At 66.4% G+C, this 20,323-nt stretch carries 23 protein-coding genes; 10 read left to right on the plus strand and 13 right to left on the minus strand.

Annotated elements, in window-relative coordinates:
• Window positions 1-176: 176 nt before the first annotated feature.
• Window positions 177-581 carry a DUF3499 domain-containing protein gene (locus H292_RS0116790; RefSeq protein ID WP_020112123.1) on the minus strand — a complete coding sequence of 135 codons (405 nt, stop codon included), beginning with the start codon at window positions 579-581 and terminating at the stop codon, window positions 177-179.
• Window positions 582-665: 84 nt separating this feature from the next.
• Between H292_RS0116790 and H292_RS0116795 the strand changes: the two genes are divergently transcribed.
• On the plus strand, window positions 666-1,151 hold the full coding sequence (locus tag H292_RS0116795; protein WP_019666127.1) for a metallopeptidase family protein: 486 nt from the start codon (window positions 666-668) through the stop codon (window positions 1,149-1,151).
• Between the two features lie 69 nt (window positions 1,152-1,220).
• On the opposite strand, the gene H292_RS0116800 is transcribed toward H292_RS0116795, so the two are convergent.
• On the minus strand, window positions 1,221-1,454 hold the full coding sequence (locus tag H292_RS0116800) for a WhiB family transcriptional regulator (RefSeq protein ID WP_027498876.1): 234 nt from the start codon (window positions 1,452-1,454) through the stop codon (window positions 1,221-1,223).
• Between the two features lie 742 nt (window positions 1,455-2,196).
• On the opposite strand from H292_RS0116800, the gene cofD reads away from it, so the two are divergent.
• Genes cofD through H292_RS0116815 form a run of 3 tightly spaced genes read left to right on the plus strand, consistent with a single transcriptional unit; the run spans window position 2,197 to window position 5,079 of the window.
• Entirely contained in the window at window positions 2,197-3,165 is a 969-nt protein-coding gene (cofD, locus tag H292_RS0116805; RefSeq protein WP_019666129.1) for a 2-phospho-L-lactate transferase, read from the plus strand.
• The gene (locus H292_RS0116810) at window positions 3,162-4,529 is read left to right on the plus strand and encodes a coenzyme F420-0:L-glutamate ligase (RefSeq protein WP_020112125.1); all 1,368 of its coding nucleotides are present in this window, start codon (window positions 3,162-3,164) and stop codon (window positions 4,527-4,529) included. The genes cofD and H292_RS0116810 overlap by 4 nt, the downstream gene beginning before the upstream one ends.
• 1 nt (window position 4,530) lies before the next feature.
• Complete coding sequence (locus H292_RS0116815; RefSeq protein WP_026347955.1) at window positions 4,531-5,079, plus strand: NUDIX hydrolase; 549 nt, start codon at window positions 4,531-4,533, stop codon at window positions 5,077-5,079.
• Between the two features lie 30 nt (window positions 5,080-5,109).
• Here the strand turns inward: H292_RS0116815 and H292_RS0116820 are convergent, their stop codons facing one another.
• The 3 genes from H292_RS0116820 to rfbD are packed head-to-tail and all read right to left on the minus strand — an operon-like array spanning window position 5,110 to window position 7,967.
• On the minus strand, window positions 5,110-6,195 hold the full coding sequence (locus H292_RS0116820; RefSeq protein WP_020112126.1) for a sugar phosphate nucleotidyltransferase: 1,086 nt from the start codon (window positions 6,193-6,195) through the stop codon (window positions 5,110-5,112).
• Window positions 6,185-7,096 carry a glycosyltransferase family 2 protein gene (locus tag H292_RS0116825; RefSeq protein ID WP_020112127.1) on the minus strand — a complete coding sequence of 304 codons (912 nt, stop codon included), beginning with the start codon at window positions 7,094-7,096 and terminating at the stop codon, window positions 6,185-6,187. The genes H292_RS0116820 and H292_RS0116825 overlap by 11 nt, the downstream gene beginning before the upstream one ends.
• Window positions 7,097-7,106: 10 nt before the next feature.
• Entirely contained in the window at window positions 7,107-7,967 is an 861-nt protein-coding gene (rfbD, locus tag H292_RS0116830) for a dTDP-4-dehydrorhamnose reductase (protein ID WP_020112128.1), read from the minus strand.
• A gap of 397 nt (window positions 7,968-8,364) precedes the next feature.
• On the opposite strand from rfbD, the gene H292_RS0116835 reads away from it, so the two are divergent.
• Window positions 8,365-9,825 (plus strand): LCP family protein, encoded by a 1,461-nt coding sequence (locus H292_RS0116835; RefSeq protein ID WP_019666135.1) that lies wholly within the window; start codon window positions 8,365-8,367, stop codon window positions 9,823-9,825.
• 18 nt (window positions 9,826-9,843) lie between these two features.
• Window positions 9,844-10,548 carry a TIGR03089 family protein gene (locus tag H292_RS0116840; RefSeq protein WP_019666136.1) on the plus strand — a complete coding sequence of 235 codons (705 nt, stop codon included), beginning with the start codon at window positions 9,844-9,846 and terminating at the stop codon, window positions 10,546-10,548.
• Window positions 10,549-10,573: 25 nt separating this feature from the next.
• Here the strand turns inward: H292_RS0116840 and H292_RS0116845 are convergent, their stop codons facing one another.
• The 3 genes from H292_RS0116845 to H292_RS0116855 all read right to left on the minus strand — a co-directional run bounded on the left by H292_RS0116845 (window position 10,574) and on the right by H292_RS0116855 (window position 12,659).
• The gene (locus H292_RS0116845; RefSeq protein ID WP_019666137.1) at window positions 10,574-10,888 is read right to left on the minus strand and encodes a hypothetical protein; all 315 of its coding nucleotides are present in this window, start codon (window positions 10,886-10,888) and stop codon (window positions 10,574-10,576) included.
• A 62-nt stretch (window positions 10,889-10,950) separates the two neighbouring features.
• Window positions 10,951-11,478, minus strand: a complete 528-nt coding sequence (gene purE, locus H292_RS0116850) for a 5-(carboxyamino)imidazole ribonucleotide mutase (RefSeq protein WP_019666138.1) — start codon at window positions 11,476-11,478, stop codon at window positions 10,951-10,953.
• A complete protein-coding gene (locus tag H292_RS0116855; protein ID WP_230595742.1) occupies window positions 11,460-12,659 on the minus strand; it encodes a 5-(carboxyamino)imidazole ribonucleotide synthase in 1,200 nt (399 codons plus the stop codon). Before H292_RS0116855 ends, purE begins: the two co-directional genes overlap by 19 nt.
• Before the next feature lie 185 nt (window positions 12,660-12,844).
• Here H292_RS0116855 and H292_RS0116860 point away from each other — a divergent pair, with 185 nt between their 5' ends.
• Window positions 12,845-13,408, plus strand: coding sequence for a GtrA family protein (locus H292_RS0116860; RefSeq protein WP_019666140.1), 564 nt, complete (start codon window positions 12,845-12,847; stop codon window positions 13,406-13,408).
• A gap of 11 nt (window positions 13,409-13,419) precedes the next feature.
• Here H292_RS0116860 and H292_RS0116865 read toward each other — a convergent pair whose 3' ends face one another.
• The 4 genes from H292_RS0116865 to H292_RS0116880 form a co-directional block, all read right to left on the minus strand.
• Window positions 13,420-14,742: a sensor histidine kinase gene (locus H292_RS0116865; protein WP_020112129.1), complete on the minus strand. Its 1,323-nt coding sequence runs from the start codon at window positions 14,740-14,742 to the stop codon at window positions 13,420-13,422.
• Window positions 14,743-14,769: 27 nt separating this feature from the next.
• Window positions 14,770-15,450, minus strand: coding sequence for a response regulator transcription factor (locus H292_RS0116870; protein ID WP_019666142.1), 681 nt, complete (start codon window positions 15,448-15,450; stop codon window positions 14,770-14,772).
• A 91-nt stretch (window positions 15,451-15,541) separates the two neighbouring features.
• Window positions 15,542-16,192 carry a PH domain-containing protein gene (locus H292_RS0116875; protein WP_020112130.1) on the minus strand — a complete coding sequence of 217 codons (651 nt, stop codon included), beginning with the start codon at window positions 16,190-16,192 and terminating at the stop codon, window positions 15,542-15,544.
• Window positions 16,193-16,278: 86 nt separating this feature from the next.
• The gene (locus H292_RS0116880) at window positions 16,279-17,112 is read right to left on the minus strand and encodes a biotin--[acetyl-CoA-carboxylase] ligase (RefSeq protein WP_019666144.1); all 834 of its coding nucleotides are present in this window, start codon (window positions 17,110-17,112) and stop codon (window positions 16,279-16,281) included.
• Window positions 17,113-17,228: 116 nt separating this feature from the next.
• Between H292_RS0116880 and H292_RS0116885 the strand changes: the two genes are divergently transcribed.
• From H292_RS0116885 to H292_RS0116895, 3 genes are read left to right on the plus strand one after another with little or no spacing between them, the layout of a single operon-like run.
• Window positions 17,229-18,869 carry an acyl-CoA carboxylase subunit beta gene (locus tag H292_RS0116885; protein ID WP_020112131.1) on the plus strand — a complete coding sequence of 547 codons (1,641 nt, stop codon included), beginning with the start codon at window positions 17,229-17,231 and terminating at the stop codon, window positions 18,867-18,869.
• Window positions 18,870-18,907: 38 nt separating this feature from the next.
• Window positions 18,908-19,195, plus strand: coding sequence for an acyl-CoA carboxylase subunit epsilon (locus H292_RS0116890; protein ID WP_020112132.1), 288 nt, complete (start codon window positions 18,908-18,910; stop codon window positions 19,193-19,195).
• Between the two features lie 28 nt (window positions 19,196-19,223).
• Entirely contained in the window at window positions 19,224-19,871 is a 648-nt protein-coding gene (locus H292_RS0116895) for a Maf family protein (protein ID WP_019666147.1), read from the plus strand.
• On the opposite strand, the gene H292_RS0116900 is transcribed toward H292_RS0116895, so the two are convergent.
• On the minus strand, window positions 19,857-20,303 hold the full coding sequence (locus H292_RS0116900; protein ID WP_020112133.1) for a flavodoxin domain-containing protein: 447 nt from the start codon (window positions 20,301-20,303) through the stop codon (window positions 19,857-19,859). The genes H292_RS0116895 and H292_RS0116900 overlap by 15 nt on opposite strands.
• Window positions 20,304-20,323 lie beyond the last annotated feature (20 nt).

A 20,323-nucleotide genomic window follows, 5' to 3' on the forward strand; every position in this document is an offset into this window, starting at 1 on the left:
TCGGGGTTTCGAATGGTTCAACTGCGAGCGCGAATCGAGGCCGCACTCACCTACGAATGTGTCACAGATGGAGGTGGACGTCGCGATGACTCACACCAGATGTGACAGAAATGATGCCTGGGTCGATCATCCGAACGACAAAGCAGCGGACCGCAATTGCAGTTTCGGGCTACCGATCAAGCCGTCGGATCGGGAAGCACCCTCAAATGGCCGCGTCGCCCGGTTCTGACGGGCGAGGCTGCGCGGCGGTCCTGCGTGGACTCCGTAGCGGACCGGACACCGGAACGGGGTCCGGGGACGTCGTCGCGGACGCGATCTCCGCGGCCTGCTTCGCGGACGGCCTCCGCCAGCGCCGTCAGATCGTCCTCGTCGGGAGTCGACGTGGTGAACCCGCCTTCGTACCGAACCATCTCCCATCCCTTGGGTGCCGTGGTGGTCGAGGCATGCACCTCGCACAGATCCCAGGAATGAGGCTCGTCGACGGTGGCCAGTGGTCCGACGACGGCGGTGGAATCGGAGTAGACATACGTGAGCGTCGCAACGGCCGATCGGTTGCACCCAGGGCGGCAGCATCCACGCATAGATCTCACACGCAAGAGAGTAGTCCCCCACTCCGACGCCGAGCCGCTCGACACACCGCGCAACGGCACCGATAGCCTCTCGGCATGGCTCGAACCGGCTCCGGACGCAGAACGACCTCCCGATCCGCATCACGACGAGGCCGCGGTATTCGCGGTCCGATTCTCCCCGCGTCGCTTCCCGGTCATCGATCACGAGCCGACAAGTTCGACCGCGCAGTCCTCGAAGCATTCGCGCGCATCGACCACCGGTGGCACGACAAGCTCGAACGTCTCGACATAGCAGTGGACGAGGTCCCGAAGATTCGCGCGAAGGACCCGGAATCGGTGAACTGGCCACCCGAGGTGGTAGCAGAAGGGCCGGTGCCGCTCTCTCGGCTGGTACCGGCGGGAATCGACAAGCGCGGAGAAACCACACGCGCTCGGATAGTGCTGTTCCGCCGTCCGCTGGAGAGACGTGCGAAACATCCCGAGGACCTGGAAGATCTGCTGTTCGACATTTTGGTGGAGCAGGTCGCCACCTACCTGGGCGTCGACCCGGATGTGGTGGACCCGCTGCCCGACGAGGACTGACGGATCACCGGCGCAGACCCGGAGCGACCCGGACGTCGGTGCAGACAGCCGCTGTGGATCGCGGCAGGGTCAGACGATGCCGCGCTTGAGGCGTCGGCGCTCACGCTCGGACAGTCCGCCCCAGATTCCGAAGCGCTCGTCGTTGGCTAGCGCGTACTCGAGGCACTCGTCCTTCACCTCGCAGCCGAGGCAGATACGCTTCGCCTCACGCGTGGAGCCGCCCTTCTCCGGGAAGAAAGCCTCGGGATCGGTCTGAGCGCACAGTGCGCGCTCCTGCCACTGATCCTCGATTTCCTCGAACATCTGGTCGAAGCCCGCGATCAAGCTGAGTACTGGCTTCACCGGCTCCCGAACGACATCGAGATCGGAATCGGTCTCGTCGGAATCGGTCTCGCCGGAATCGGTCTCGCTGGAATCGGCGTCGACGAACGCGGTGTCGTCGGTCGGCGTCGCATCGACGTACGCGGCACCCGCGTCCACCGGAACGACCTCGACTCCTCGAGCACTGTTCTGAATTGTGTTGTCGCAGTCACTTCGTGCTGCGCCCGCTTGGGAATCGGTCTGCGGCGCGCCGTCGACTGCGCTGAGGTGAGCAAGAGCCTCGCCCTGTTGTTCACGTGTCACGTGCTGGTCATACATCGCTTCCGCCTCCTCACCATTTCTTCTAGCGCAGATACATCCGGTCGGTCCGAACACCTTGCCCCACGCCGGTATTCGTAATCACTCTGAACTCTCGACCTTTACTACACGTATCCACGAAATGGCGCCACATGGGAACGCGTGTTCGAATCAAGGTCGGCACCAAGCAAACTCGCTCGGCAACCCTGGAATGACATACATGTGATTAGACACGCCGCACAGTGGTGCGGTCAAGCTGATGGGCACATTTCCAATACCATCTACGACCCGAAATCGGCCGACACCCCGAATACACGGCCGTTTCGCGCGTGTCGTCCCCGTGAACAGGCAGCTAACCATGCCTCGAGCACGTCCGCACACGAGGCGCCCACACGCAGGCGTCCGGCAAGGCATAGGCTCCTCATCTGTGAAAGTGACTGTCTTGGTGGGTGGGGTCGGTGGAGCGCGATTTCTCCAGGGCCTCAGAGAACTGCTCGGCGGTGGCGGTGACATCACCGCGATCGTCAACGTCGGAGACGACGTGTGGATGCACGGGCTCAGGATCTGCCCCGATCTGGACACCTGCATGTACACACTCGGCGGGGGCATCGACACCGACCGCGGATGGGGCCGGATCGCGGAAACGTGGCACGCGCGCGACGAGCTCGCCGCGTACGGAGCGGACCCGGACTGGTTCGGTCTCGGCGACCGCGACATCGCCACACACCTGATCCGAAGCCGAATGCTGAGGACCGGGTACCCGCTCTCCGCCGTCACCGAAGCGCTGTGCAACCGGTGGCAACCCGGAGTGCGGCTCCTTCCCGTCTCCGACGACCGGAGCGAGACGCACGTCGTCGTCACCGACCCCGACGACGAGTCGGGTGAGAGTCAGCGCGCAATTCACTTCCAGGAGTGGTGGGTTCGCTACCGGGCTCGGATCCCGACGCACAGTTTCGCCCACATCGGTGCGGAGCAGGCCAGTCCTGCCCCCGGCGTGCTCGACGCCATTGCCGACGCCGACGCCGTCATCCTGGCTCCGTCGAATCCGGTCGTGAGCGTCGGGGCGATCCTTGCCGTTCCCGGGATCCGCAGCGCCTTGCGCACCACGAAGGCCAAGGTCGTCGGCCTGTCCCCTGTCGTCGACGGCAAACCCCTGCGCGGGATGGCCGACGAGTGCCTGTCGGTCATCGGCGTCGAGACCACTGCCGAGGCGGTCGGCAAGTACTACGGCGCTCGTACCGACACGGGCATCCTCGATTCTTGGATGATCCATTCCACCGACACGGCAGTGATTCCCGGCGTCGACGTTCTCAGCGTGCCTCTGCTGATGACCGATCCGGCCACCACGGCCGAGATGGCTGCCGTTGCTCTACGTTCGGCAGGGCTGACGCTGTGACCGAACAGGCGGCCTCCCGTGTGCCCGGCGATCACGCTCCGGGCGGCGGCATCGAGATCCTGCCGGTCACCGGACTTCCCGAGTTCCGCCCCGGCGACGACCTGGCTGCGGCCATCGCGACGGCCGCGCCGTGGATCCGCGACGACGACGTTCTCGTGGTGACGAGCAAGGCGTTCTCGAAGGTGGAGGGTCGACTGGTCGCCGCTCCGCTGGATCCGGAGGAACGCGATGCCGCGCGGCGTGTGCTCGTCGATCAGGAAGCCGTTCGGGTCGTCGCGCGCAAGGGCCGCACACTCATCACCGAGAACCGTCTCGGCATCGTCCAGGCCGCGTCGGGGATCGACGGGTCCAACGTGGACCGGACGGAACTCGCGCTTCTCCCCGAGGATCCCGACGCGAGCGCGGCCGGTCTTCGGGCTGCCCTGGCGGAGTCTCTCGGTGTCACGGTCGGTGTCGTGGTGACCGACACGATGGGGCGTGCGTGGCGGGTCGGGCAGACGGACGCGGCCATCGGAAGTGCAGGCCTCGCCGTGGTACACGCGTACGCCGGTGCCGAGGACAGTCAGGGAAACGAACTCGTGGTCACCGAGGTCGCCGTCGCGGACGAAATCGCTGCGGCCGGCGATCTCGTCAAGGGCAAGCTCGGTTCGGTTCCGGTGGCGGTCGTCCGCGGACTGACTCCGGTCGACAACGGTTCGCGTGCACGCGATCTCGTGCGCCCGGGCGAGGACGATCTGTTCTGGCTCGGGACGGAGGAGTCGATCGCACGCGGCAGGCGCGAGGCCGTCCCGTCGCGTCGTTCGGTTCGATCGTTCGCTCCGGACTCGGTGGACCCGGACATGGTTCGCGAAGCCGTGGCCGACGCTCTGACCGCACCGGCACCGCACCACACCCACCCCGTCAGATTCGTGTGGGTCAGAACTCCTGCGTTGCGCACCCGACTGCTGAGCGAAATGCAGAAGGCATGGCGGACGGATCTCGAGTCGGACGGCCTCACCCCGAGTGCGATCGATGCACGAGTCGCTCGCGGCAACATCCTGGTCGACGCACCGGAGATAGTGATTCCGTTCTGCGTTCCCGACGGGGCGCACACCTATGCCGACGCCCGCCGGACCGCAGCCGAGGAGACGATGTTCACCGTCGCGGTCGGCGCCGCCGTGCAAGGCCTGCTGGTCTCGTTGGCAGCGCGGGGTCTCGGCAGCTGCTGGGTAGGGTCGACCATCTTCGTCTCCGACCTCGTCCGGACCGAACTGGGCTTGCGCGCCGACTGGAAAGCCATGGGCGCCATCGCAATCGGGCACCCGGCCGAACCGTCGGAACCTCGCGTGCGCACTGCACCGGGCTCCGAGCTGCTGGAGATGTGAGGTGAGCGCTCGCTCACTGCACGACTCCGCTCGACGTGTGCTGGAGGACTGGCCTGTCGGCGACACCCGCGACGATGCGCTGCGGCACACCATGCTCGCGTTTCTCGCGGCGTGCCCCGACGGCTGCCTTCGCTCCAACGAAGCCGGCCACATCACGGCGTCGTCGCTGGTACTCGATTCCTCGGGACAGCAGGTACTGCTGACGCTTCATCCACGCGTCGGACGATGGATCCAGCTCGGTGGTCACTGCGAACCGTCCGACAGCACCGTCGTCGATGCCGCGCTCCGGGAAGCGCGCGAGGAGTCCGGCATCGACGATCTGACGATCGATCCTGTGCTGCTGTCCGCGGACACGCATCCGATCACCTGTTCACTCGGCAAGCCGACGCGCCATCTGGACCTCAGATTCCTCGTGCGCGCTCCCGCGGGTGCAACAGCAGTGCGCAGCGAGGAGTCGACGGACCTGAGGTGGTGGCCGATCGACGAGTTGCCGGAGTCCGCCGAGGTGGACACCATCACCCACCTCGTCGACCTCGCGGCTGCGCGCTGACCGGGGACGTCCCCGGTCAGACGTACCCGGTCAGACGTCGGTGGAGAAACGCACTCCGCCGTCGGGGAGTTTGACGCCCGGCCACACGCGAGCCCCTCGCAGAAGTTCGCACCGTGCGCCGATGTCCGCCCCGTCTCCGATCACGCCGTCGCGGACCAACGCGCGAGGTCCGATGCGAGCGCCGAAGCCGATGATCGACCGCTCCACCACCGCGCCTGCTTCGATGACGGCTCCGTCGAACACGACCGCTCCGTCGAGACGGGCACCTGCACCCACCTCGGCGCCGCGGCCGACGACCGTGCCACCGATCAGCAGCGCCCCCGGAGCCACACCGGCACTCGGGTGCACGAGGAACTCACCGCGGGGGCCGCTCAGGGCAGGTGACGGGGCGATACCGCGCACCAGGTCCGACGAGCCCTTCACGAAATCCTCGGGTGTTCCCATGTCTCGCCAGTACGCGCTGTCGACGTGGCCGTAGACGCGCTTGTTCTCGGCGAGCAGTGCGGGGAACACCTCGCGCTCGACGGACACGGGCCTGTCGGCGGGGATGGTTTCGATGATGTCGCGCTTGAAGACGTAGCAGCCGGCGTTGATCTGGTCGGTCGGTGGATCCTGAGCCTTCTCGAGGAATGCCGTGACCCGTCCGTCCTCGTCGGTGGGAACGCAACCGAACGCACGCGGATCACCGACGCGAACCAGGTGCAGCGTCACATCCGCCTCGGTACGGGCGTGGGTGTCGAGCACCGCGGTCAGGTCGGTTCCACCGAGCACGTCGCCGTTGAACACCACCACGTTGTCGGCACGCAGTTTCGACAGTACGTTGCGGATTCCGCCACCGGTGCCCAGCGGCTCGGTCTCGGTGACGTACTCGAGTTCGATGCCCAGCTCGGAGCCGTCGCCGAAATGCTCTTCGAAGACTTCGGCTTTGAACGACGTGCCGAGCACCACATGGGTGATCCCGGCGGCCTTGATGCGTGCGAGCAAGTGATGGAGGAACGGCAATCCCGCGGTCGGGAGCATCGGTTTCGGGGCCGACAGCGTCAGCGGCCTGAGCCGAGTCCCTTTGCCTCCCACCAGGATTACGGCATCGGTGGTCTTGCCCGTGTCAGCTGGCATTGTCGGCCTCTCTGTCGTGGTCCGGTCGAGTGTCGTCTGTCTGTCGCGATCGAAGTGCCGAAGCCACAACAACCTTCGAGCGCGCCGCCAAACCTGCGCGTAACGCCCATCGTATGGGAGCTTGCCACAGATGAGGGTGGCGATCCGCTTGAAAGCGATACGCGCTCGCGTGGTGGGCCGGAAGCATGAGTTCCGGATGCCTACCTGCCGCATGCCCTTTGGAATGGGTCACTTCCACACTCGGCACGTACACATTGAGCCATCCGCCGGTTCCGAGCCGGTCCCCCAGATCCACGTCCTCCATGTACATGAAGTATCGCGAGTCGAACCCGTTCACGGAGTCGAAAGCGGCACGGCGCAGCAACAGGCACGACCCCGACAGCCACCCGACGGCCCGCTCGGTGGCTGCTTCGTTGTCCTGCCGGTATCGCAGAGTCCACGGGTTGTTCGGCCACACCTTCCCGAGAAGCGCGTGACCCGCGCCGGACGTGAGATCCGGAACCGACCGCGCCGAGGGATAGCGGCTACCGTCCGGCTCACGAATCAGAGGTCCGAGCGCGCCTGCGCGCGGCCATCGCTCGGCTGCGCCCAGAAGTCCGTCGAGCGATCCCGGATGCCACCGGACGTCTGGGTTGACCACGACGACGAACTCGACGCCGTCGTCGATCTCGGCGACGGCTCGGTTGACCGCGCCTCCGTAGCCGAGGTTGGCGCCGGTCCGGAACAGTCGCACGTTCGGGTACTTCGCCTCGGCGGCCTCCGGCGCACCGTCGGTCGAGCCGTTGTCCGCCATGATGACCTGCGGGTCCTCGGACGTCGCCGTCGCCAAGGACGTCAGGAACTGGTCAAGGTGTTCACCGGGCGAATAGGTCACCGTCACGACGGCCAGCTTGGAACTCACGCGGGCAACCCTATCGGTCCACGTGCACCGCGACGTCCAAGGCATCGGCGAGTGCGTCACGCCAGTCCCGCAGCGGCGTCAGACCGGACTCGCTCCACGCATCGGGTGAGAGGACCGAGTACGAGGGCCGAGGTGCGGGCCGGACGAACTCCGCACTCGAGCACGGCTCCACCCGCTCCGGATCGGCTCCGACTCCGGCGAACACCGCGCGGGCGAGCTCGAACCAGCTGGCGGTGCCTGCGTTCGTCAGGTTGAGGATCGGGGGCATCGGCGAGTCCGCGGCGGCGAGTTCCAGCAGTCCACCCGCCAGATCCCACGAGTAGGTGGGCGACCCCACCTGGTCGTCGACGACACGCACGGTGTCTCGTTCGCGTTCGAGCCTGCGCATCGTGGACACGAAGTTCGAACCGACGCCCGTGTACACCCACGCGGTCCTGACGACGGTCGCCGTCGGAAGCGCGTCGAGAACGGCGTGCTCGCCCGCGAGTTTCGTGCGCCCGTACGCACTGCGCGGTGCAGTGGGGTCACCAGGCCGGTACGGGACGTCGGAGGTGCCGTCGAAGACGTAGTCGGTCGACACGTGCACCAGCCGCGCCCCGGCCTCGGCACACGCCTGAGCCAGGTTCGCAGGTCCGACGGCGTTGACCGAGAGTGCGCGGTCCTCGTCCGTCTCGGCTGCGTCGACGGCGGTGTACGCGGCGCAATTGATCACGATCGACCCCGCGGTCACGGCAGCCCCGACCGCGTCCCTGTCGGTGATGTCGAGTTCGGCGCTGGTGACGCCCGTCACCTGTACCCCTGCCAGCTCGGCTCGTTTCAGAATCTGTCGTCCGAGTTGCCCCCCGGCGCCGGTCACAAGAATGTTCGTCACAGTCGGAAAGTGTGGCACGCCGTCCGTGCTTGAGCGAGGCAGTGAGATTTCACAAGTAGCCTGGATCCGAACCAGGATCGTCGAACAAGGTCGTACAACGGAAGGAACCGCTCAGGTGCCAGGTCAGTCGGACGAGCCAGGGGACTTCCCACGCCCCGGCCGCGACGAGTATCGCCGTCGCTCCGACGAGTCCCGTGCCCGCCGGGAGCCCCGGAGTGATTCTCGGGCCGGGTCCCGCAGGTCACGAGCCGACCGGAGCAGGAGCGAGATTCCTCGTCGTCGCCGTGAGGACGAACCGCGCCGGACCGGCCGGCCCGCGACGGAGCGTACGGACCGCCGTCGACCCGGCCCGGCACATCGGGACCCGTCGACCCCTGCCGCGCGATCCGCGAAGACGATGCGAGCACCACAGATCTTCGTCGCGGCACTGGCCGTGATGGTGTTGGTGGTCACCGGTTTCGCGTGGCGAAGCATCGACGGCCTTCGTTCCAACATCGCGACGGCAGGCGCGCTCGGCCTCGGCGGCGGAGCCGACGGCGCCGTGGACATCCTGATGGTGGGCACCGACAGTCGCACCGATGCGCACGGAAACGCACTGTCGCAGGCGGAACTCGATTCACTGCGCGCGGGCGAGGAGGTGGCGTCGAACACCGACACCATCGTGTTGATCCGCGTTCCCAACGACGGGTCGTCGGCGACGGCGATCTCGATTCCCCGCGACTCCTATGTTCAGGTGCCCGGCATCGGGATGTCGAAGATCAACGCCGCGTACGGCGCCACCAAGGAGAACAAGCGCCTCGAACTCGTCGAGAGCGGCGTGTCCGACGCCGACGCCGAGTCCCAGTCCACCGAGGCGGGCCGCGAGGCGCTCATCACGTCGGTGGCCGATCTGACAGGCATCACCGTCGACCACTACGCCGAGGTCGGTCTGCTCGGTTTCGTTCTCCTCACCGACGCGGTCGGCGGGGTCGGTGTGTGCCTCAACGCTCCGGTCGACGAGCCCCTGTCCGGTGCGAATTTCCCTGCCGGCGAGCAGACCTTGTCCGGTGCCGACGCACTCAGCTTCGTGCGGCAGCGCCACGATCTGCCGCGCGGTGATCTGGATCGCATCGTGCGGCAGCAAGTGTTCATGGCGTCGCTCGTGCGCAGTGTGCTGAGTGCACAGACACTGAGCAATCCCGGCAAACTGAACCAGTTGAGCGCGGCGGTACAACGGTCGGTGGTGCTCGACTCCGATTGGGACATACTGCAATTCGCAACTCGCCTGCAGGATCTCGCAGGCGGCCAGGTGAAGTTCGAGACGATTCCCGCGGTCGACATCAACGGGGTGACCGATTACGGCGAGTCCATCGTCGAGGTGGATCCCGCCGCAGTGAAGAGGTACGTCGAGGGCCTTCTGGACGGCTCGTCGGAGGACGAGAGCGATGCCCCGACAACCGATGCGCCGCAGGTCGATCCGTCCTCGGTGACGGTCGATGTCGCGAACGACAGCGGCATCGACGGACTGGCCGGCGGGGTTGCCTCCACGTTGAGCGAGCTCGGGTACGTCGGCGGCACCGTCGGCAACTACGAGGGAACGACGGTGTCCACCACCACGGTTCAGGCCGCCGATCCCGAGAGCGACGAAGCGAGAGCCGTCGCTGCCGCGCTCGGCGGTGTCAGCGTGGCAGGCGACGATTCGTTGGCGAGTGGCACCGTGCGCGTGGTCCTCGCGTCCGACTACTCCGGACCGGGTACGGCAGGCGCCCCGGCCGCGACGAGCGCATCCGCTGCCTCCGAAACTGCGGGCAGCTCGGCAGGCGAGTCGCCCGCTCCCCCCATCGACGCCGGTTCCACCGGCCCCGCGTGCGTCAACTGAGGCGGTAGTGTTCCCTGCGTGGCTTCGACTCTGACGCAGGAACTTCTGGACCCCATCCTGACAACCGACCCAGCCGGCCCGCGCGTGACGTATTACGACGACGCCACCGGCGAGCGGGTCGAGGTCTCCGGTGTGACGCTGGCCAACTGGGCTGCGAAGACTGCGAACTTTCTCCGCGACGAGCTGGGTGTGGAACCGGGGACACGAGTGTCGGTACTGCTTCCCGCTCATTGGCAGACGGCGGCAGTGCTCCTCGGGGCGTGGTGGGCAGGCGCGGACGTCACCCTGAGCGCGGACCCCGACGTGGAGGTCGCACTGGTACACGGCGGACGCATCGACGATGCAGGCGACGTGCCCGAGGTCGTGGCACTGTCGCTCGACGCCTTCGGTAGACCGGTCCCGGATCTACCGGTGGGTGTGACCGATTACGCGACGTCGGTCCGTGTGCACGGGGATCAGTTTCGGCCGTCGGGACAATCGGGCGCTCTGGACGGTCGTTCGGTCGACGAGGTGCTCGGCGCCGCACGTGCCCGCGCCGAGGCGCATTCGATCGCGGTGGGAGACCGCGTGCTGTCCTCGTTGCCGTGGACCACGGCCGACGAATTGATCGACGGGCTGCTCTCGGTGCTCGCCGCCGGCGCATCCCTGGTTCAGGTGAGCTCGCCCGACGACTCGAAGACCGAACGCCGCGTCGCGACGGAGAAGGTCACCAAGACCCTCTAGCTGGCTTTCCTTTTGACTCCGGTCGTCAGGTGCGATAGCCGCCGTCGGCCAGGCCTGCCTCGATCTCGTATCTGTTCTTCGCGCCCGGTCGACGGATCTCTTCGACGAGATAACGCGCCGCGAAGGCGATGCCGTATCGCGCCCACTGATCGGCGTGGACGGCCTCGTGACGCAATACCCGACGAGACACGTTGGAGTTCGTCAGGTAGACACCGCCGATCGTCGTCCCGCCGCGCCCGAAGCCGTACCGCATCCCGGACGCGACGAACAGTGCACTCGGTTCGTCGAACTCGACTCTCGCTCGCCACAGGCCCGCGTACGCAAGCGCCAGCCAGGTCACGACGACGACCTGGCGCCGACCGCGTGAGGCTCGGCGTACGCGCGCCCGGAGCGAGAGCCGCACTATCCCAGCAGCTTGGCGCGCAGTGCCGCGTCCTTGTCCTCGACCATCCGCTCGAGCCCGGCCTGGAACGAGGCCATCCGCTCACGGAGAGCAGCGTCGGATGCGCCGAGGATGCGTACGGCGAGCAGGCCTGCGTTACGCGCGCCGCCGATGGACACCGTCGCCACCGGAACACCTGCAGGCATCTGCACGATGGACAGCAACGAGTCCATTCCGTCGAGATACTTCAGCGGCACCGGAACGCCCACGACCGGCAACGGCGTCGCCGACGCCACCATGCCGGGAAGGTGAGCAGCTCCCCCGGCTCCCGCGATGATGACCTTCAGTCCGCGTTCGGCGGCAGTGTTCGCGTAGTCGATCATGCGTTGCGGAGTGCGATGCGCGGAGATGACGCCGACCTCGAAGCGGACACCGAATTCTGCAAGGGCTTCCGCCGCGGCTTCCATCGTCGGCCAGTCCGAGTCGCTTCCCATGATCAGGCCGACCTGAGGGCCCGTCGAGTTGTCGCTCATGCGTGCGGATCCCATCCGTCGGTCCATTCCGCGTGCGACATCCAATGTGCGGCACGCTCTGCTTTTTCTCTGATCGCGGCCACGTAGGCTGCGTCGTCGGCGCGTCCGCCCGCCGCGCCGAGCACGTTGACGTGGCCGATCTTGCGATCCTTGCGTTCGCCTTTGCCGTACAGGTGCACCTTGGCGTCGGGCATCCGAGCGAAGAGGTGGTGCAGCCGCTCGTCCATGCTCATCGTGGGCGCCTCGGGTGCGCCGAGGATGTTCGCCATCACCGTCACCGGCGCCACGGGGGACGTGTCGCCGAGCGGATAGTCGAGAACGGCTCGCAGATGCTGCTCGAACTGCGAGGTCCGGCAGCCGTCCATGGTCCAGTGCCCGGAGTTGTGCGGACGCATCGCGAGCTCGTTGACGAGGATCCGTCCGTCCGTCGTCTCGAAGAGTTCCACCGCCATGGATCCGACGACGCCCAACTCTGCGGCCAGGCCGAGAGCCATGCGCTCGGCGTCGATGGCCGTGTCCTCGTCGAGACCTGGCGCGGGCGCGATCACCACGGCGCACTGTCCGTGTCGCTGAACCGTCTCGACGACGGGCCACGACGCACCCTGGCCGAACGGCGAGCGCCCGACCATCGCGGACAGCTCGCGGCGCAGATCGACCTTGGTCTCGACCATCAGGGGCACACCGAGATCGAGCTGTCGACCGACGATCTCCTCGGCTTCCTCGGCGTCGGCGGGCATCCACACGCCTCGACCGTCGTATCCACCCCGAATTGCCTTGACCACGACCGGCCAGCCGTGTTCTTCGCCGAACTTGGTAACGTCGCCGGCCCAGGTCACTTCCGCGAACTCGGGGCTCGGGATACCGAGATCAGCGAGCTTGCGGCGCATCTTCAGCTTGTCCTGCGCGTAGATCAACGCCGACGGCGGTGGCTGCACGTTCACCCCCTCGGCGACGAGAGTCTCCAAGTGCTCGGTGGGCACGTGCTCGTGATCGAACGTCACCGCGTTCGAACCCGTTGCAGCGGCCCTCAGCGCGTCGAGGTCGTCGTGGTGTCCGAGCACCACGTCCGCACTGACCTGTGCAGCGGGCTCGTCGGCACCGGCGGACAGCACTCGAAGCGTCTGTCCGAGAGCAACGGCTGCCTGGTGGGTCATCCTCGCGAGCTGGCCGCCACCGATCATCGCCACGACAGGCATTCCGTTGGTGGACGGACGCGGAGTACTGGGACGCGGGTTCGCCGCGTCGGAGGGGAAATGTGGACCGGTCACGGCTTCCTATCGTGTCATGTGAGGAGGATTCGACCGTCGTTGGCCTGAGAGAAGTCTGATGATCTGCGCGCCGGTTCGTGAAATCGAGGTGTCGTTTCGTAGACTTCTCCGTTGTGCCCTCGATCGACAGTGTGATTCACCGCCTCCCCGGTCCAATTCGGGAGCTGGCGATTCGTCACAGCGAACTGATCAAATTTGCAATCGTCGGCGGCACGACGATGGTGTTCGACCTCGCCATCTTCTACTCGCTCAGCCTCACGGTGCTCGAACCCAAGCCGGTGGTCGCCAAGGTCATCTCCGGTGTGATGGCGACGATCTTGAGCTACATCCTCAACCGTGAGTGGGCGTTCAAGAACCGAGGCGGGCGCGAACGGCACCATGAGGCGCTCCTGTTCTTCACGATCAGTGGCATCGGCGTGATTCTTGCCGCGGCGCCTCTGTTCATCGCGAACAACCTGTTCGACATCCGTGAAGGCCACACGAGCCTCACCATGCTGGTGATCGTCGACTTCGTGCTGAACTACATCATCGGCAACCTGATGCAGATGGCGTTCCGATTCTGGGCGCTGCGCAAGTTCGCCTTCCCGGAAGAGAACGCGCGCGGAGCAGCCGCTGGATCCACCGATTACGACCCCACCGAGGAAGAAGCCGCCGAGGAACAACTCGGCCACAGCTGACGTCCCGCCGGCTACCGGGGCTCTCGAGTGCGGGGCGCTCCCATGCTTTGATCCCGCGAGGCCGGCAGGAACACCGAGAACATCGCGGGGCGTCGACGCTGCAGTTCCAGTCGACCACCGTCGGCCTCCACCAATGCCCGAGCGAGCGCGAGCCCGACGCCGGTGGATCCCGCACCGGAGAATCCTCGGTCGAAGATGTGCGGCGCCATGTCGTTGCTGACGCCGTCCCCCTCGTCGGACACCTCCACACAGGCGAGAGCTTCCCGTCGCCGCTCGGCGGTGTCCACCGCGGGCACGAGGCGAACAGCCACCGTGCACGTACCGCCGCCGTGCGACAGGGCGTTGTCGACCAGCACGGACACCGCTTCTCGCAGCCGCGATCCGGTCACCGACGCCGTCACCCCCGCGTCGCCTCGCAGAACCAGCTCGCGTCCGGCGTCGTCGAAATTGCGCTGCCATTCGGCGACGAGACCCGTCAGCTCGGCGATCACGGGAACTTCTTCGGCTCCGGCCGAACCGTCACTACGCGACGACCGGACCAATTCGTCGATCGCCAGTGTCAGTCGGTCCACCTGAGCCATCGCCTCGTCCGCCTCTTGCACGACGTCCGGGTCCGGGTGGACCGACAATTCGTCGAGGCGCAGGCGGACGGCGGTGAGCCTGCTTCGCAGCTGATGCGACACGTCGGCCACGAGGGAGTGTTCACGCTGCAGGCGTCCGGAGATCTCCACCGTCGCGGAGTCGAGCACCTCGGACACCCGGTCGAGTTCGGCGATTCCGTGACGGGTGGGATCCGGTCTGAAATCACCCTCCGCGAGTCGCGCGGCTCGCCGCGCCACGTCCTGCAGTGGGTCGGCGAGCCGTTTCGCGGTGAGGACCGCGATGGCCGTGCCCGCGAGGATCGAGGCCAGCACCACCAGCCCGACGGCTCCTACCGCCTGCCGCTGCAGTGTTCGCATGTCGTCGGACGGCACCTCGAGCCGTAGTGAGCCCGACGTCCCCATCGACAAGGACTCGACCAGCGGACGTGAGACGAAGGGTTCGCCGATGTCGACCCGCGACGCGGCATCCTGCGGGGTCGGGAACACCACGACGAGGCGCCCGGACTGCGGAATGGCCAGCCGCAGCGACCCGATGTCGAGGTCGCCGATCACCATTCCCGCTTCACCCTCCTGGGAGAGGATCTCCGACGCCATTCGATCGAGTCGACGCTGAAGGTCGTCGCGAGTGAAGTCCTCGACCCACAGCCACGCGGTGTACATCAGCGGAAGGCCGAGCAGGAGCGCCGTGAGAATGACCACGGCCAGAATGGATTGGAGTATGCGACGACGCATGGTGTCGGCTGCTCGGCTTCGTTACGACTAGTCGCTGTTGATCCGGAACCCGACTCCGCGCACCGTCGCGATGCGACGCTCGGCGACCGAACCCTCGTCACCGATCTTGCGGCGCAGCCACGACATGTGCATGTCGAGTGTCTTCGAACCGCGCAGTTCGGCGTCACCCCACACCTCGCGCAGAATGGTTTCGCGGGGAACGACCTGGCCTGCATGCTCGAGGAGCACCTTCAGCAGCTCGTATTCCTTGTTGGCGAGCGAGATCTCGTTGCCACCGACGAGCACGCGCCGAGCAGCAGGCTCGAGCCTGATGTCGCCTACCTCGATCGGTCCGTCCTCGCCGGTTCCTCGTCGGCGCAGCAGCGCACGTACCCGCGCCATGAGCTCCGCCAACCGGAACGGCTTGCCGACGTAGTCGTCGGCGCCCGCGTCGAGCCCGACGACGAAATCCACCTCGTCGGTGCGTGCGGTGAGCATCAGCACCGCCAGATCCGAGCTGTTGGCCCGTACCTGCCGGCAGACCTCGAGACCGTCCATCCCGGGAAGGCCGAGGTCCAGAATCAGGAGGTCGTAGTTGCCGTCGAGAGCACGCTGCAGTGCAGCGGGGCCTGTCTGTTCGACCGTCACCGTGTACCCCTCGCGGCCGAGGGCGCGGGACAGTGGCGCGGCAATAGCTTCGTCGTCTTCGGCAAGGAGCACATCGGTCACTCGGTGAGCGTACGGCCGGAAACTGTGAGAATGATGTATTTACCCGCGCACACCCGCGCTCCACGGAACCGCTACCGTCGCGCGGGCACCGTCATCGACGCCGACCGGCCCGCCAACCAGGCCTGGCACCGTCCGGTGACGGCCCGTCCACCTCGTGGCCGAGCTCGTCTCCGTCGATGTCGCCGGAACTGCGGTATTCCCCCGGCCGATACTCCCCGGACCGCCGAAATTCCCCGGACCGCCGAAATTCCAGGGAGTCGAACACCTGTTGGTAGAGCAGCGAGTGCACCCGCTGCACCCGTGGGATGTCGTCGAACTCGAGCGGATCGTCGGACGCCGACGCGATGATGAGCGTGCCCGTGCCGAGCATCCGGTCGACCAGTCCGTGCCGGAACTGGACGTTGCTGATGCGGCTCATCGGGATGTCGATCCCCGAGTGCGTGATGACACCCTGTCGGATGAGCACGCGGCGGTCGGTGACGATGAAGTGCGTGCATTTCCAGCTGATCAACGGTGCGATGCAGCGCCACGCGACCAGGGCTGCCCACACCACGGCGACGACGATGACCGCGGTCGTCGACGCAGTGCCGTCCAATCGAGCGGAGGCGACTCCGATCCCGAATCCGGCCAGGGCGGTGACGACGATGAAAGTCGCCGCCGGAAGGACGAGCATCTTCCAGTGAGGGTGGTGATGCAGTAGCAGCTCTTCTTCGTCTGCCAACGCATCCTGCGGATAGCCCATGCGGATCGCTCTCCTTCTCCGGTTCCGCCGTGATCCTGCCACGACCGCGCTGCCGAACGGTGGCCGATCGGAAGCCGTTCGAGAGGTCAGTCGGTGTCGACAGCTCGTAGGTGGGTGACGTCGCCGGCAGCGACCGCGACGGTTCCGGTGTCGGCGTCGTCGGTGCGGACGACGATCCGGCCCTGATCGTCGACGTCGGTCGCCTCGCCGATCATCGTGCGGTCTCCCGGCAGCTCGACGCGCACCCGGCGGCCGATGGTGTCGCACCGCTCGCGGTAGCGGTGGGCCAGGTGTTCGGTGTTCCAGTTGGAGTTACGCCAGGAGTCGATCTCCGCGCCTATCGCTCGGAGTATCGACCGCAGCAGTGTGCTGCGGTCGACGACGGCGGCGTTCTCGAGCGCAAGCGACGTTGCCGTCGGGACCGGCAGTTCGCTTTCCGTCATGGTGACATTGAGGCCGATTCCGACGACGACGGAGGGGTTGGGGCCGTGCTCGGCCACCTCGGCGAGGATGCCCGCGACCTTGCGGCCCTCGATGAGTACGTCGTTCGGCCACTTCAGTGCCGCGTCCACGGCCGCGACCGTGCGGAGCGAATCGACCACGGCCACACCGGCGAGCAGCGGAAGCCATCCGAGAACTGCCGGATCGATGCCTGGAAACTTGACGAGAACCGAGAACAGAAGTTGTGATCTCGGTGGACCCACGAACGGCCGCGAGTGTCGTCCGCGTCCGCTGTCCTGTTGTTCGGCGACGAGGGCAGTCCGGTCGGCGAGGCCGTGCACATTGGCAATGAGGTCGGCGTTTGTCGAACCGGTCTGCTCGACCACATCGAGCCTGGACCAGGAGGCTTGTGGCCCGTCGACGAGTGCCCGTCGGAGAGCGGCGGTGTCGAGCGGGGGGCGATCGAGGTTGGTCCACATGACTCAAGAGCATATGGGCTCGTCGGTCCGACGGCCGGTGACGTCGGCTCGGGCTACCAACCGGTACGTGGCCCTCGGTAGGGCTCCGGTCACACCCGTGGTTAAAGTGTTTCCTCATGACCAGTGTTCAGGATTCGACTGCGCAGGGTACGGACGCCAAGCCCGATATTCATACAACGGCAGGCAAGCTCGCCGACCTCCGTAGCCGCCGTGAGGCAGCGATGGCACCGTCAGGCGCCGCCGCAATCGAGAAGGTGCACGCCAAAGGCAAGCTCACCGCCCGCGAACGCATCACCGCACTGCTCGACGAGGGCTCTTTCGTGGAGATGGACGCCCTCGCCCGCCACCGCTCCCAGAACTTCGGCCTCGCCGACAACCGCCCCTACGGCGACGGCGTCGTCACCGGCTACGGCACCATCGACGGACGCGAAGTCTGCATCTTCTCCCAGGACGCCACCGTCTTCGGCGGCTCCCTCGGTGAAATCTACGGCGAGAAAATCGTCAAAGTCATGGACCTCGCCCTCAAAACCGGACGCCCCCTCATCGGCATCAACGAAGGCGCAGGCGCCCGCATCCAAGAAGGCGTCGTCTCCCTCGGCCTCTACGGCGAAATCTTCCACCGCAACGTCCAAGCCTCCGGCGTCATCCCCCAGATCTCCCTGATCATGGGACCCGCCGCAGGCGGACACGTCTACTCCCCCGCCCTGACCGACTTCGTCGTCATGGTCGACGGCACCTCCCAGATGTTCGTCACCGGACCCGACGTCATCAAAACCGTCACCGGCGAAAACGTCACCATGGAAGAACTCGGCGGCGCCCACACCCACATGGAAAAATCCGGCGTCGCCCACTACGTCGCCTCCGGCGAACAAGACGCCCTCGACTACGTCCGGGACCTCCTCGGCTACCTGCCGTCCAACAACCGCGCCGAAGCACCACGCGCGATCCCCAGCGATCCGATCGACGGCGCCATCGAAGACAACCTCACCGACGAGGACCTCGAACTCGACACGTTGATCCCGGATTCACCGAACACCCCCTACGACATGCACGAGGTCATCCGCCGCATCCTCGACGACGACGAATTCCTCGAAGTCCAGGAAGGCCGCGCCCGCAACATCATCATCGGCTACGGACGCATCGACGGCCGCTCGGTGGGCATCGTCGCCAACCAACCAACCCAGTTCGCCGGCACCCTCGACATCGACGCCTCCGAAAAAGCCGCACGATTCGTCCGCACCTGCGATGCGTTCAACGTCCCCATCATCACCCTCGTCGACGTCCCCGGATTCCTGCCCGGTACCGGACAGGAGTTCAACGGAATCATCCGCCGCGGCGCGAAACTGCTCTACGCCTACGGTGAAGCGACGGTCGGGAAGATCACCGTCATCACCCGCAAAGCCTACGGCGGCGCCTACGACGTCATGGGCTCCAAGCACATGGGCGCCGACGTCAACCTCGCGTGGCCGACCGCGCAGATCGCCGTCATGGGCGCCTCCGGCGCCGTCGGATTCGTCTACCGCAAACAACTCCTCGAAGCCGCCAAGAACGGTGAAGACGTCGACGCACTGCGCTTGAAGCTGCAGCAGGAATACGAAGACACCCTCGTCAACCCCTACGTCGCCGCCGAGCGTGGATACCTCGACGCCGTCATCCCCCCCAGCCACACCCGCGGACAGATCGTCTCCGCCCTGCGCCTGCTCGAACGCAAACAAGTCACCCTGCCTCCCAAGAAGCACGGAAACATCCCGCTCTGACACGTCTTACGAAGACCACCGGAAGTGAGCTTGCACAGATGAGTGCACCCGCACGTGAAACAGATCTGACCGTCGCCGACGAGCTGATCGAGTCCGCAGAACTGGGCGCCGACACCGCCGCAGCGGCGTCGGCGATCCGTATCGTCAAGGGTGATCCCTCCGACGAGGAGATCGCCGCACTGGTTGCGGTTCTGACAGCCGCGCAGAGCTCGGGGTCGGCACCCGCGGACACGCGTCCTGCAGAGTTGTGGGGATCTCCCGTCACCATGCACCGCACGCACGCGCCGTTCTCGCCGTACTCGTTCGCTGCGTCGCGCCGCTACTGAGGCACGTGCCTCGGGACGTGGACACACCATGACGACCTTCGTTCTCGCTTCGGCGTCCCCAGCTCGGCTGGGGGTTCTCCGCGCGGCGGGCGTCGACCCCATCGTTCGGGTGTCCGGCGTCGACGAGGATGCGTTGACGGCATCACTCGGTGAATCGGCGTCGCCCGAGGATGTCGTCGTGGCGCTGGCACGAGCCAAGGCCGAGGCCGTCGTGAACAGCCTGAGCGGTGAGGGAACCGATGCCCCCTCGATCGACGCCGTGGTTGTCGGCTGCGATTCGATGCTGTCGATCGGCGGGGAGCTGCAGGGCAAACCCCACACCGTGGATGTCGCACGTCGACGGTGGCAGGCCATGGCCGGGACGTCGGGTGAGCTCCTCACCGGCCACTCGGTCGTTCGCGTCCATCACGGTAAGGCGACGGCAGTGGTCGGTGCGTGCCATTCGACGACTGTTCACTTCGCGACGCCCTCGGAGGCCGACCTGGAGGCGTATCTCGCGTCCGGGGAACCGCTGGAGGTCGCGGGATCCTTCACGCTGGACGGTCTCGGTGGGTGGTTCGTCGACCGCATCGAGGGTGACCCGTCCAGCGTCATCGGCATCGGCTTGCCCCTCGTTCGGCGGTTGCTGAACGAGGTCGGCGTGACGATGTCCGATGTGTGGTCAGCCCGGCAGTAGTCCGGTGAGCTCGCGAGCCCACTCCTCGGCCAGAGCTTTCGGCTTGATGTTGGACGAGCTGTCGTGGCGAGCATGCTCGTGGACCTGCACCGCACCGAGTTCGACGAGCTTCTCCGCGATGATCTCGCCGCCACGGTTGAACGTGTCCTCGTAGATGCGGTCGCCGAGGCCGAACAGCGCGAACTTGAGCCCGGACAGATCCGGTGCGTCCTCGACGAGTGCGTCGTAGAAGGGCTCGGCTCCCGTGGGCAGCTCTCCGTCACCGTAGGTGGAGCAGATGATGACGTGGAAGGCGTCGGTGTCGATCTCCGAGACCTCGTACTCGAGCATGTCGCGTACCTCGGCGTCGTGGTCCACCAGGATGTCGGCAATCTTGTCTGCCACTTCCTCGGCGGTACCGGTCTCCGAACCGAACAACACGACTACTGCCATGTTCACTTCCCCTTCGTCCG

The organism is Rhodococcus sp. 114MFTsu3.1 (assembly GCF_000383555.1).
GTDB lineage: Bacteria > Actinomycetota > Actinomycetes > Mycobacteriales > Mycobacteriaceae > Rhodococcoides > Rhodococcoides fascians_E.